Below are 12,339 nucleotides of genomic sequence, written 5' to 3' on the forward strand. Positions count from 1 at the left end.
CCCCCTCGAGAGGCCGAGTGGAGGTTCTGCGCAGTGGGCAACCCGGCATGGATGCCGGGTTAGCCGCCCCCGGCCATGGATGGCCGATGGCGGCGGGCCCACGGAGCAGGACCGGAGCGAGGGCATGGCGAGCATTAGCGAGCCACCGTACGTCAGGGGCAAAGCCTTTTGGTTCCTTTTCGGCGTTTGGAAAAGGGACTCGCCGTAAGGGCGAAACCGCCAGCCGCCGTTACCGCAGCAATGGATATGCACACCATCAAAAAACGCGCCCGACACACAACCTTCGCGGGCAAGCCTCGCTCCTACAGGATCCAAAGCCAGACTCAGGCCAGGCTTTTGCTGACCACTTCAAACACATCACTGGACAGTTGACCCGAAGCACGAATCCGCTCCAGCTCCCCTTTCATCAACGCCTGACGAGCATCGTCGTATTTGCGCCAGCGCGTCAGCGGCGCCAGTTGGCGAGAGGCAATCTGCGGGTTGAACCCGTTCAGTTCGATGACCAGATCCGCCAGGAAGCGATACCCCGAACCATCCGCCGCATGGAAGTTGATCAGGTTCTGCCCGGCAAACGCACCGACCAGCGCCCGCACCTTGTTCGGGTTCTTGATGTTGAACGCCGGATGCTGCATCAACTGACGCACACGCTCCAGTCCGCCCGGCAACGTACTGCCTGCCTGAACGCTGAACCATTGATCCATGACCAGCGGATTGTCCTTGAAGTGCTCGGCAAAACCGGCCAGCGCCAGGTTTTTTTCTTCTTCGAACGGCGAATTCACCAACACCGCCAATGCCGTCAGGCGCTCGGTCATGTTGTCGCTGGTCTCGAACTGCTCAAGCGTCGCCGCCATTACTTGCGATTGACCACTGAGCATCAGGTACGACAGCGCAATGTTCTGCAAGGCGCGTCGGGCAAAGTGCTCGGCTTCGGCAATGTACGGGGTTTGTTTCGACAGAGCGCGGTTGGCCTGGTAACGCGACCACAACGCCTCGAACAAACCGTCTGCCAACGCCTTGCGGGCAAACTCGCGAGCGATGTGGATGGCGTCAACATCAGCCACTTCGCTGATCTCGGTCAGATACGCCTCACCCGGCAGCGAGAGCATTTCGGCGACCATCGCCTGATCCAGCGACTCGTCCGACAGCACGGTACGCAAGGCCGAAATCAATCGCTGATCCAGCACCAGTTTCTCGCCCTTCTGCTGCTGGGCGATCAGCTCTTGCAGCACTTGCACCGACAATTGCTGACCGGCATCCCAGCGGTTGAAACCGTCGCTGTCGTGCTGCATCAGGAACATCAGTTGGTCGCGGTTGTACGGGAAGCTCAGTTTCACCGGCGCCGAGAAGCCGCGCAGCAACGAAGGCAGCGGTTGCTCAGCGATATCGACGAAGGTGAAGGTCTGTTCGGCTTCGGTCACCGAAATGACGCGCGAGGTGCCCTGGGCGCTGGCTTCGCCGGACAGGCGCAAGGCAACAGGCGCGCCTTTGGAATCCAGCAGGCCCAATTCAACCGGGATCACGAACGGCAGTTTTTCAACCTTGTCCGGGGTCGCCGGGCAGCTTTGACGGAACGTCAGGCTGTAGGTTTTCGCTGCAGCGTCGTAGGACTCGCTCACCGCCAGACGCGGCGTGCCAGCCTGGCTGTACCAGCGTTTGAACTGGGTCAGGTCGACACCGTTGGCATCTTCCATGGCCTTGATGAAGTCATCGCAGGTCACGGCCTGGCCGTCATGGCGCTCGAAATACAGGTCGCTGCCTTTACGGAACCCGTCGGCGCCGAGCAAGGTGTGGATCATGCCGACCACTTCCGAGCCCTTTTCGTACACGGTCAGGGTGTAGAAGTTGGAAATCTCGATGAAGCTGTCCGGGCGCACGGCGTGGGCCATGGGACCTGCGTCTTCGGCGAACTGATGAGTGCGCAGGTAAGCCACGTCCTGGATGCGCTTCACGGTGGCCGAGTTCATGTCGGCGGAGAAACCGGAATCGCGGAACACCGTGAAGCCTTCCTTCAGCGACAACTGGAACCAGTCGCGGCAGGTCACGCGGTTGCCCGACCAGTTGTGGAAGTATTCGTGGGCGACGATCGCTTCGACACGCTGGTGCGCGGCGTCGGTCGCGGTTTCAGCGCGGGCCAGCACGGCGCTGGAGTTGAAGATGTTGAGGCCCTTGTTCTCCATGGCGCCCATGTTGAAGTCGTTGACCGCAACGATCATGAAGATGTCCAGGTCGTATTCACGACCGTAGACCTCTTCGTCCCAGCGCATGGATTTCTTCAGGCTGTTCATGGCGTGCTGGCACTTGTCGATGTTTTCCGGTTCGACGTAGATGCGCAGCGCCACGTTGCGCTCGGTCATGGTGGTGAAGGTGTCTTCGACGCACCACAAATCACCGGCCACCAATGCGAACAGGTAGGCCGGTTTCTTGAACGGGTCTTCCCAGGTCGCCCAATGGCGGCCGTCTTCGCCAGGACCGCTGGCAATCGGGTTGCCGTTGGACAGCAACACCGGGTAGCTGTGCTGTTCCGCGACGACCGTGGTGGTGAACGTGCTCATCACGTCCGGGCGGTCGAGGTAATAGGTGATCTTGCGGAAGCCTTCGGCCTCGCACTGGGTGCAGAACATCGTGCCGGACTTGTACAGGCCTTCCAGCGCGGTGTTGGTTTCCGGGTGAATGCGTACGCTGGTGTCGACCGTGAAGCTGGTGCTGGTCGGATGCAGCGTCAGGTGGTTCTCGGTCAACTGATAGTCGGCAGCTGTCAATTCGCGGTCGGCCAGGGTCACCGACAGCAGATCGAGTTGCTGGCCGTCCAGCACCAGCGGCGGCAGGCCCGGGCCACGCTCAGGGTTGCGGCGCATCACCAGTTGCGCATGGACCAGGCTGTGGTCCTCGAACAACTCGAAGGTCAGGTGCGTCTCGTCGATCAGGTACTCAGGCGCCTGATAGTCTTTCAAATAGATCATCTTCGGTTGTTCGGTGCGCATGCTGGAGTCCTTACTGATGCACGGCGAGCTGATAAGCCGTGTATTTACGAATATTGATCACGCCGGTGTCGAAGATCAGGTACTGGCCCTTGATCCCCAGCAGCGTGCCTTCGGCAATCGGGTTCTTGTCCAGGTTGAAGCTGACGATTTTGGCCGGGTATTGCTCCACCGGATAACGGATTTCCAGCGGCTCGGCATCGCTAATAGTCTGGATCGCCTGCAGACCAAATCGTTCCTGCAAGGTTTGCAGGCCTTCGGCGCAGCTTTCAAACAGCTGATCGCGAACTTCGGCAAGGTCCACCGAAACCGCTTCGCCCTTGAGTAAAGCACGCCAGTTGGTCTTGTCCGCCACCTGACTGCGGAACAGGTCTTCGACGAAGCCTGACTGCTGACGGGTCGCAACACGCATGATCGGCAACGCCTGACGAGCGCCCTGGTCGATCCAGCGCGTCGGCAGTTGGGTCGCGCGGGTTATCCCGACTTTGACCCCGGACGAGTTCGACAGGTACACGATGTGATCGGTCATGCAGAACTTCTCGCCCCACTCCGGCTCACGGCAGGTGCCGGCGTCGTAGTGGCAGCGCTCCGGGCTCATGATGCAGATATCGCACTGCGCCAGTTTGGTCATGCACGGGTAGCAGTAACCCTGGCTGAAACTGGTTTTGGTCTTGCGTCCGCAATGGCAGCAGTGGATCGCCCCCAGGTATTCCAGGCGTACCGTGGTGCCGATCAACGGGTTGACCGGCACTTCGACATCGCCCAGACGAAACGCGTACTGCACGTCGGCCCCGTCCAGGCGGGCCGACATTTTACTGATTGCACCGCGGCCAATCTCGATCAATGGATGGCATCCGACTTGAACAGGATATTCGGCACTTCAATCGACTTCGAGCCGCATTCCTGCACGCCCATGTAACCGGTGCGCTGGTCTTCGGGCAGGTTCTGGATTTCCCAGGCGATCATCGCTTGCAGCGACAGCTCGCGTTGCTCGGCGGTGAGTTTGCCACCGTCGGACCATTTGCCGATTTCCACCGCCAGTTTCAGGCTCTGGTAGATATCGGGGGTGATGTTTTTGATCATTTCGTTAAAAGAGGACATCAAGGTCTCCGAACTTACATAACTTTTTTAGGCGGCCAGTTTACGGCGGTTGTACAAACCACCCAACAAACCGGTGAAGCATCCGATGAGTAACCCGCCGACGTGGGCGGCGTTCGCAATTTCACCGAAGCCGATCATCGAGACCAGCCCGGACAGGCACAGCAGCAGCCACACCAGCATCATCACCAGCACCCCGCGAGGCAGGCGATAAGCGCGGTTCGGCGACAGGATCTGAAAGATCCAGCAATGCCCTAGCAGGCCATACAGCACGCCGGACAACCCGCCAAACAAGGTCGGGCCGCTGAAATAAAACTGCGCGTAGTTCGACACCAGGGCGAACAGCAGGGTCAGGCCAATCAGGTTGATGCCGCCTTGACGCGACTCAATGCGTCGCCCCAGTTCCCAATACCACATGCCGTTCATGGCCAGGTGGAGGATGCCGAAGTGGATCAGCATCGGCGTCACCAGACGCCACCACTGCCCCGCTGCCAGGCTGTCGGCCAATGGCGTGAAATGGATGTATTCGCCGACCACCCGGAAATCGAGGAAGGTCAACCAGCGCATCGTGTCGAGGTTTTCGCCCAGCAGCGTCACCGCACCGACGATCAGGCTCAGCAGCAGCACCGCCGCCGTCGCTTTGGCGTGGCGCAATTGCTCGACGAAACCAGGACGCTTCGCGGTTATCGCCACCGGGATGTCCAGTTGCTGATCGGGATCACCCGTCGGAAAACGCTCGTACAACGCACGCACGTCTTCACTGATATTGGCGGGCACCCACAACACCTGCTCGCCCTGCTCTTCGCTGACCCGATGCGGCACCTGCATGCGTTGCAGCAGTTTGACGAACCCGCTCAGATCCACCGCCAGCGGCAGGCGTAAAACGGCCACGGCGCTCATCGAAGTGCCTCCGGCCGTTCGACGTCGACCCAGACGAATTTGTGCGGATCGAGCCGGGTTTCCTGATCCAGTCGATAGGCGACCAGCTTGCCGTAAAGCACCGCGCTGTAATCCAGGCAGGCCAGGTTCGGGCGGATCGGCGCCGGTTTGCCGCTGCGCCAGTAGTGGCCGACGAACAACAAGGGCTCGTCAACGCCATAGCGCAGCAAGGTGTTTTTCTCGGTGGACGACAGCGGCGTCCGGGCCACGGGTTCCGGTAAAGCGTCAGGCTGGAACACGATGTCTCCGTAGGTTTGCGGGTCGTCCTCCCAGAATTTGGTGCGGAAGAACGAGCGCGTCAGGCCATCGCCGCTGGTCATGGTCAACCCGTCAGGCAAGCGCATGTCGGTGCCGCGCAACAAACGGTCGAACACGGTGCAGGCAAAACTGCCCGGCACGGCCGAGGCCTGGAGGAAATGTTCATCGACGCAGCCATCGGAAAACAGAGCGCGTAGCGGCTCGATCAAGCCCGCATCCCAGCAGGCGTGAACCACACGGAAACGCCCGGCATCCACAAACAGCGGCAGTTCGTAGAACCATTGCTGGAAGTCATGCCAGTCGGCGGGATGGTCTTCAAACTGGGTCAGGGTTTCACCCAGCAGGCGCGCATGACGTGGCGTGTGTTCACGGACGAATTGCTTGCCGCTGCCCGGCGGCGCTGGCGTGCTCCAGCCGAGTGCGTTGAATTCATGGTTGCCCATGATGCACAACGCCTGGCCAGCCTCGACCATGTCGTGGACGATGTGCAGCGCCTCGCGAATCCGCGGGCCGCGGTCGATGATGTCACCGACAAACACCGCCATGCGCGACGGATGCCGCCAGACGCCGCCCTGTTTGTGATAACCGAGCAGGTCGAGCAAGTGCTCAAGGGTCAGGGCGCAACCGTGCACGTCACCGATAAGGTCATAACTTCGCGCGGGATCGAGCATCAGTCGCCTCCACCCCCCAACTTGCTGCCCCAGCCAAGTTTGGTCCGGCAGACTTCGTAGTAGTTGTGGTCGAGCGGATGAATCAGCCGCAGCTTCTGCGCTTTCTTGCTCACGGTGATGGTGTCACCCGGCGCGCAGGTGAAGTGGTTCTGCCCGTCACAGGAGACTTGCGGGTAGATCTGCATATCCTTGGACACGACGATTTTCAGCTCACTGTTGCCATCGACCACAATCGGTCTACCCGACAAGGTATGGGGGTACATCGGCACAATCACAATAGCGTCAAGTTTGGGGTGCATGATCGGGCCGCCCGCCGACAGCGCGTACGCGGTCGAGCCGGTCGGCGTGGAGACGATCAGGCCGTCGGCCTTCTGGCTGCAGACAAACTGGCCGTCGATGTACAGCTCGAACTCGATCATGCGCGTCGATTTGCCGGGGTGCAGCACCACGTCGTTCAGCGCATCGCCCTGGCCAATGGCCTCGGCGTGGCGGCGGACTTCGGCTTGCAGCAGGAAGCGGTTTTCCACCAGATAGTGGCCGTCGAGCACTTCGGCGACTTTGACTTCCAGTTCATCGGGGCGAATATCGGTCAGGAAACCGAGGCTGCCACGGTTGATGCCGAGCACCGGAATATTATGTCGGGCCAGTGCGCGAGCGGCGCCAAGCAGGCTGCCGTCACCGCCGACCACAATCACCATGTCACAGACTTCACCGAGCATCTTGCGCGACGAAGTTTGCAGGCCATGACCCGGCAGGACTTCAGCGATGGTGTCTTCGAGGATCACGTGCAGGTGACGATCGAGCAGAAACCGTTTCAGTCGGCGGACGGTATCCAGCACCTGCGAACTGCCCAGGCGACCGATGATGCCGATATTACGAAATTGCTCCATGGTGCCCCTACGGTTTGCGACGGCGAAAACCACGATTATGGGCGAAAGCGCGGGATAGACAAAATCCTTTCAGCCACAAGGGCGCACTCAGGTTTAGGGCTATGCTCGCAAGATGATCCTATTTCCCGATTTGCTGCAGTTACCCCACCAGTTGCGCCACCCCGAGGTCCGCGACCTGGCCTGGGTCATCCTCGCGCCGCCGATGCTGGAGGTCACGCCGTGGCCGCAACGCCATCCACTGGCCGGCAGTGACTGGGTGCAGGCACCGGAACGGCTGGAACTCTGGTTACGGCAACTGGATCACGACAGCTACGACTTGCTGCACTGGCTGGCCCAGGCCCGGACCCGGCGCCTGGGTCTGTATTACGAACGGCTGTGGCAATACGCGGTGCGCCATGCACCGGGCATCGATCTGATTGCCGCGAACATGCCAATCCGTCGCGAAGGCCACACGTTGGGCGAACTGGACATGCTGCTGCGCGATCGCGACGGTGTGCATCACCTGGAACTGGCGATCAAGCTTTACCTCGGCCCGCAAAATGGCGCGGGACATAACACCGCGCAATGGCTGGGGCCGGGCTGCCATGATCGGCTGGACCGCAAACTGGCGCACCTGAGCCAACATCAGCTGCCGATTTCCGCGCGACCGGAGAGCCGCGAGGTCCTGGCGGCGCTGGACATCCAGCAGTTCAGTGCGCATTTGTGGCTGGGCGGCTATCTGCTTTATCCGTGGCCGGGGCAATCCGAAGCCCCAAGCGGTGCGCACCCGCAGCATTTGCGCGGTAGCTGGCTGCATCAAAAGGATTGGAATGATTTTGTCACGCAGCGCCCGTTCGGTCGCTGGCAACCCCTGCCCCGCCATGCCTGGCTGGCGCCGGCGCACTACCCGGCCGAGCAGACCTGGAGCACGCAACAGCTGCAAGCGTGGCTGAGCGATCTGGAACCGCTGGCGCCGGCGCAGTTGCTGGTGCGGTTGATCGAGAATGCGAATGGGGAGTGGGAGGAAGCGGAGCGCTTGTTTCTGGTGGCGGATCTTTGGCCGAATGTGCCGGGCAGTGGTTAGTTTTTGTAGTGACTAGACTGGCCCCATCGCGAGCAGGCTCGCTCCCACATTGGATTTGCGGCGTTCACAAAATCCCTGTGGGAGCGAGCCTGCTCGCGATGGGGCCGACGCGGTCTAAACGGACAACCGCACAGCCAACGCCGCCAACGTCACCAACAACACCGGCACCGTCAACACAATCCCGACCTTGAAGTAATACCCCCAGCCGATCCGAATGCTCTTGCGCTCCAGCACATGCAGCCACAACAACGTCGCCAGGCTGCCAATCGGCGTAATCTTCGGTCCCAGGTCACTGCCGATCACGTTGGCGTAGATCATCGCCTCCTTCACCACTCCGCTCGCCTGACTCGCGTCAATCGACAGCAGACCAATCAGCACCGTCGGCAGGTTATTCATGATCGACGACAACAGCGCCGTCAACACACCCGTGCCCATGGCCGCGCCCCAGACGCCGTAACCGGCAAAACCGTCCAGCCAACCCGCCAGATACCCGGTGAGCCCGGCGTTGCGCAGGCCGTAGACCACCAGATACATGCCCAGCGAGAAAATCACGATCTGCCACGGCGCTTCTTTCAGCACCTTGCGCGTGGAAATCTTGTGGCCTCGGGCAGCAATGGCCAGCAGCAACGCCGCGCACACCGCCGAAATGGCGCTGATGGGAATACCCAGCGGTTCCAGCGCAAAGCACCCGATCAGCAGGATCAGCAACACCGCCCAACCGGCATAAAACGTCGCCTTGTCGTGGATCGCACTGGACGGATGTTCCAGTTGCTCAGGGTCGTAATCCTTGGGAATGTCGCGCCGGAAAAACCACATCAACACCGCCAGTGTCGCCGCAACGCTCACCAGGTTGACCGGAACCATCACCGCCGCGTAGCGATTGAAGCCGATGTGGAAGAAGTCGGCGGAAACGATGTTCACCAGGTTCGACACCACCAGCGGCAGGCTGGCAGTGTCGGCAATAAACCCGGCACCCATCACGAACGCCAGGGTCGCCGCGGGGGAAAAGCGCAACGCCAGCAGCATGGAAATCACGATGGGCGTGAGGATCAGCGCCGCCCCGTCGTTGGCAAACAAGGCCGACACCAGCGCGCCGAGCAGCACCATGTAGGCAAACAACTTGCGCCCACTGCCCCGCCCCCACCTTGCGACATGCAGTGCAGCCCAGGCAAAGAACCCCGCCTCATCCAGCAACAGGCTGATGATGATCAGCGCTACAAAAGTGCCAGTGGCGTTCCAGATGATCTGCCACACCAGCGGAATATCACTGAGGTGCACCACACCGAAAATCAGCGCCAGCACGGCGCCGAACACCGCACTCCAACCGACACCGAGGCCTTTGGGTTGCCAGATCACCAGGGTGATGGTCAGCAGGAAAATCAACGACGCAATGAGCATGCAAAGCAGCCTTCAACAGAAATCAGGGATTAACAGCAACGTACAGGTCGATCGGTCATGGCTTGAAGGCGTGCGACATCGGCAGCCAGCCAGCCTTGATGTTCAGCCAGCGCGCCGTGCAGCAGAGTGACGACCCAAGGCGCCAGGTCCGGGTGCAGGCGATAGAACACCCATTGCCCCTGACGGCGGTCCGCCAACAGCCCATTGCTACGCAAGAGCGCCAGGTGACGGGAAATTTTCGGCTGACTCAAATCCAGCCCGGCGGTCAACTCGCACACGCACAACTCGCCTTCGCGGGCGATCAACAGCGCGATACGGCTGCGCGTGTCATCGGCCAGGGCCTTGAAAACATCGACGGGACTGTAAGAGTCGGACATACAGGGAAACGCCTCCGGACAAACGAGGCGTGAATATATGGAATTTCGAATATCCAGTAAAGCAAAGTCTGGAAACGATTGTTTGTGCAGCCGCTGCCGAGCCTGAATTCGGCAGCGGCTATCAAAGTGGTATTCAGACTTTCTTATGCTGCTCGACCCACTGCCCGTAAGCATTGATGAAACTCTGCAAAAACGGCTTCACCGTCTCGGACAATCTGCCCGCTTCATCGAAGGCCGAACCGGCACCGCTCAAGTAGGCTTCCGGTTGTTGCATGCAAGGCACATTGAGAAACACCATCGACTGGCGCAAATGATGGTTGGCGCCAAACCCGCCAATAGCCCCCGGTGAACAGCTGATCACCGCACCCGGCTTGCCACCCCAGGCGCTCTTGCCATATGGCCGCGAACCGACGTCGATTGCGTTCTTCAACGGCGCTGGAACCGAACGGTTGTATTCCGGGGTGACGAACAGCAACGCGTCGGATGAACGCACTTGTTGCCGGAAAGTGCTGTAGGCTGCCGGCGGTGATTCGCCATCGATGTCTTCGTTGTAGAGCGGCAAGTCGCCAATTTCGACGATGTTGAGCTTGAGATTTGCAGGTGCCAGATCGGCCAGGGCCAACGCCACCTTGCGGTTGATCGATTCCTTTCTCAAGCTGCCGACCAGAACGGCGATCGTGTAGACATTGCTCATGGAAGATTCTCGACTGTCCGATGGAAAGAGCTTGTAGTTATAGATGACGATTCAAGCAGTGGGCGACTGAAAAACGCCGCCCCTGACTATTTTTTTCCTGTAGGAAAACTTACCTCGCCCAACCACGGTCTACAGAACCGCAAATTGAGTGATTTATCTCCAGAGGTTCTAAGCAGATGGCAGCAGTACTCGTCAGTCAGTTCCATGCAAGAGACGCGGAAGGCCGTGTCTATTCCGTGCATGAGTTCCAGGAATCCACCCCTTCGGCAGACGGCCTCACCGCTGTCACCACTTACAAGCTGGCCATTGGCGATCGCGTCAACAAGCTTGATGAAAACGAGTTTCTGCTGGTGCAATCGGGCGTCACCCTCATTCGTGAACCCGAAGCCAGCGTCGCCTCATAACCTCGCGTTATGAGCAGAAGTCTTATGCGCGGACTTGGGTTAGGATTCAGCCACTGACTCCCTCACCTGCTGAACATGGACTTCACGCATGCGTTTACGTCATATCGAAGTGATCCAGGCGCTCCTGCAGACCGGTCACCTTGGCACCGCCGCCGAATGGCTGCAGCTGCCAGTGGCCGAGGTCGAAGGCATTCTGCGTGACGCTGAGAGTCAGTTGGGTTTCATGCTGTTTTCCAGCGTGCGTGGACGCTTGCAAGCCACGCGCGAGGCGCGGGAGCTCCAGGTCGAAATCGCCCACGTCTACGATGCGCTCGAGCCGGTCCTGCGACTCGCCAGCAGCCTCAAGCAATATCAGGCCCCACCCCTTCGCATTATTTGCACGCCGCCCCTGGCACAACAGTTGTTGCCACAGAGCATCGCGGCGTTGCGCCGGCGTCTCCCCGACGTGCCTTGCAGCCTCCTGAGCCAACCCACCCGCGACATCGTCAGAAGCCTGCTGCTGCGCGAAAGCGATCTGGGCCTGAGCCTGCATGATCCCGACCATGCCGACATTCATTGCCAGGTGATTGCCCAGGGCAAACTCCAGCTACTGGCCCCCCATGGCTGGCTGCAACCGAAGCAGAAGTACATTTCGCTGCAAGACCTGGCGGGGCAGTCGATGGTTGGCCTGGAAGGTCATGATCCACTGAGCCCGGCGCTCGACAACAAACTGCACGCCCTGCGCCCTGCCCCGGTGATTCACACTCGGGTTCAGACTCACCAGATGATGCGCAGCATGGTCGAAGCCGGTGAAGGCCTGGCAATTGTCGACCCGTTCACCGCGCTCGGGGCCAAATCCGCCGGCCTGGATGCTTGCCCGCTGGCGCCCGCCGTGCCGATCAGCGTCTACGCCCTGACCCTGAAGAACGGCGAGCCTTCCCCCGCCCTTCAGGCACTGCTGGACATCGTCACGGAACAAGCCGTGGCGATGTTGGCGAGCTGATCGGGCTTTCCAGCGGATTGTCGAATAATCGATACCAGAACAATGCGATTTCGGCGGTGTTCGGGTCGATGCCGCGATAGCGCAGATGATCGACACCCCCCATCACATAACCGCAGCGCTCATACAGCCGACACGCGCCCAGATTGTTGTTCTGGGTTTCGAGCATGATGCCCGGCAGTTTTTTCTTGCGGCTCCAGAACTGCGCGACATCCAGCAGCGCCTTGGCCACGCCATGCCGGCGGGCGGGCGCGTGGACCGCCAACTCGTCAATATGGGCAAAGCCGTTCCAGTTGGTGCTGACCACCAGGTGGCCCACTGGCTCATCATCGAGATAGGCCATGAAAATCGCGCTGTCGGCGGCGTCGCGGAAACTGCTGAATTCCTCGGGATCGATGCCATAGCACTTGCGGTAAGGGGTGATTGGCGTGACAGCCCATTGCTCCATCGGTTTGCCGATTTCGGCGGCGACATAGGCCGTGACTTCAAAACTGAAATCACTGCCCCAGATGTAAGCCGCAAAGCCGTCGTCGGCAACGCGAACCGACAGCCCTGGGTATTTCGGATTCATGACCGGTTGCATACTGGGA

The 12,339-nt window shown here is 60.2% G+C and carries 13 protein-coding genes; 3 read left to right on the top strand and 10 right to left on the bottom strand.

Annotation, left to right across the window (positions count from 1 at the left end):
• Positions 1 to 323: 323 nt before the first annotated feature.
• Genes pepN through KGA97_RS11915 form a run of 6 tightly spaced genes read right to left on the bottom strand, consistent with a single transcriptional unit; the run spans position 324 to position 6,834 of the window.
• Positions 324 to 2,981 carry an aminopeptidase N gene (gene pepN, locus KGA97_RS11890; RefSeq protein WP_223480821.1) on the bottom strand — a complete coding sequence of 886 codons (2,658 nt, stop codon included), beginning with the start codon at positions 2,979 to 2,981 and terminating at the stop codon, positions 324 to 326.
• 10 nt (positions 2,982 to 2,991) lie between these two features.
• Positions 2,992 to 3,822: a DUF2797 domain-containing protein gene (locus KGA97_RS11895; RefSeq protein WP_223480822.1), complete on the bottom strand. Its 831-nt coding sequence runs from the start codon at positions 3,820 to 3,822 to the stop codon at positions 2,992 to 2,994.
• Positions 3,819 to 4,079, bottom strand: coding sequence for a YeaC family protein (locus KGA97_RS11900; RefSeq protein WP_008028592.1), 261 nt, complete (start codon positions 4,077 to 4,079; stop codon positions 3,819 to 3,821). Before KGA97_RS11900 ends, KGA97_RS11895 begins: the two co-directional genes overlap by 4 nt.
• Positions 4,080 to 4,106: 27 nt before the next feature.
• Positions 4,107 to 4,976, bottom strand: coding sequence for a rhomboid family intramembrane serine protease (locus tag KGA97_RS11905; RefSeq protein WP_008038279.1), 870 nt, complete (start codon positions 4,974 to 4,976; stop codon positions 4,107 to 4,109).
• Positions 4,973 to 5,947, bottom strand: coding sequence for a metallophosphoesterase (locus KGA97_RS11910; protein WP_223450454.1), 975 nt, complete (start codon positions 5,945 to 5,947; stop codon positions 4,973 to 4,975). Before KGA97_RS11910 ends, KGA97_RS11905 begins: the two co-directional genes overlap by 4 nt.
• The gene (locus KGA97_RS11915; protein WP_008028599.1) at positions 5,944 to 6,834 is read right to left on the bottom strand and encodes an NAD(+) kinase; all 891 of its coding nucleotides are present in this window, start codon (positions 6,832 to 6,834) and stop codon (positions 5,944 to 5,946) included. Before KGA97_RS11915 ends, KGA97_RS11910 begins: the two co-directional genes overlap by 4 nt.
• Before the next feature lie 112 nt (positions 6,835 to 6,946).
• On the opposite strand from KGA97_RS11915, the gene KGA97_RS11920 reads away from it, so the two are divergent.
• Positions 6,947 to 7,897 (top strand): DUF1853 family protein, encoded by a 951-nt coding sequence (locus KGA97_RS11920; protein ID WP_223414511.1) that lies wholly within the window; start codon positions 6,947 to 6,949, stop codon positions 7,895 to 7,897.
• A 114-nt stretch (positions 7,898 to 8,011) separates the two neighbouring features.
• Here the strand turns inward: KGA97_RS11920 and KGA97_RS11925 are convergent, their stop codons facing one another.
• The 3 genes from KGA97_RS11925 to KGA97_RS11935 all read right to left on the bottom strand — a co-directional run bounded on the left by KGA97_RS11925 (position 8,012) and on the right by KGA97_RS11935 (position 10,366).
• Positions 8,012 to 9,295 carry an arsenic transporter gene (locus KGA97_RS11925; protein WP_008028602.1) on the bottom strand — a complete coding sequence of 428 codons (1,284 nt, stop codon included), beginning with the start codon at positions 9,293 to 9,295 and terminating at the stop codon, positions 8,012 to 8,014.
• A 29-nt stretch (positions 9,296 to 9,324) separates the two neighbouring features.
• Positions 9,325 to 9,672, bottom strand: coding sequence for a metalloregulator ArsR/SmtB family transcription factor (locus KGA97_RS11930; RefSeq protein ID WP_008028603.1), 348 nt, complete (start codon positions 9,670 to 9,672; stop codon positions 9,325 to 9,327).
• Positions 9,673 to 9,805: 133 nt separating this feature from the next.
• Positions 9,806 to 10,366: an NADPH-dependent FMN reductase gene (locus KGA97_RS11935; RefSeq protein WP_223480823.1), complete on the bottom strand. Its 561-nt coding sequence runs from the start codon at positions 10,364 to 10,366 to the stop codon at positions 9,806 to 9,808.
• Between the two features lie 176 nt (positions 10,367 to 10,542).
• Here KGA97_RS11935 and KGA97_RS11940 point away from each other — a divergent pair, with 176 nt between their 5' ends.
• Positions 10,543 to 10,770 carry a hypothetical protein gene (locus KGA97_RS11940; RefSeq protein WP_008028606.1) on the top strand — a complete coding sequence of 76 codons (228 nt, stop codon included), beginning with the start codon at positions 10,543 to 10,545 and terminating at the stop codon, positions 10,768 to 10,770.
• Positions 10,771 to 10,858: 88 nt separating this feature from the next.
• Complete coding sequence (locus KGA97_RS11945; protein ID WP_008038270.1) at positions 10,859 to 11,752, top strand: LysR family transcriptional regulator; 894 nt, start codon at positions 10,859 to 10,861, stop codon at positions 11,750 to 11,752.
• On the opposite strand, the gene KGA97_RS11950 is transcribed toward KGA97_RS11945, so the two are convergent.
• A complete protein-coding gene (locus KGA97_RS11950; protein WP_223480824.1) occupies positions 11,718 to 12,332 on the bottom strand; it encodes a GNAT family N-acetyltransferase in 615 nt (204 codons plus the stop codon). The two genes, KGA97_RS11945 and KGA97_RS11950, sit on opposite strands and share 35 nt — an antisense overlap.
• Positions 12,333 to 12,339: the final 7 nt, after the last annotated feature.

Source organism: Pseudomonas sp. BF-B-15 (genome assembly GCF_019946675.1).
GTDB lineage: Bacteria > Pseudomonadota > Gammaproteobacteria > Pseudomonadales > Pseudomonadaceae > Aquipseudomonas > Aquipseudomonas migulae.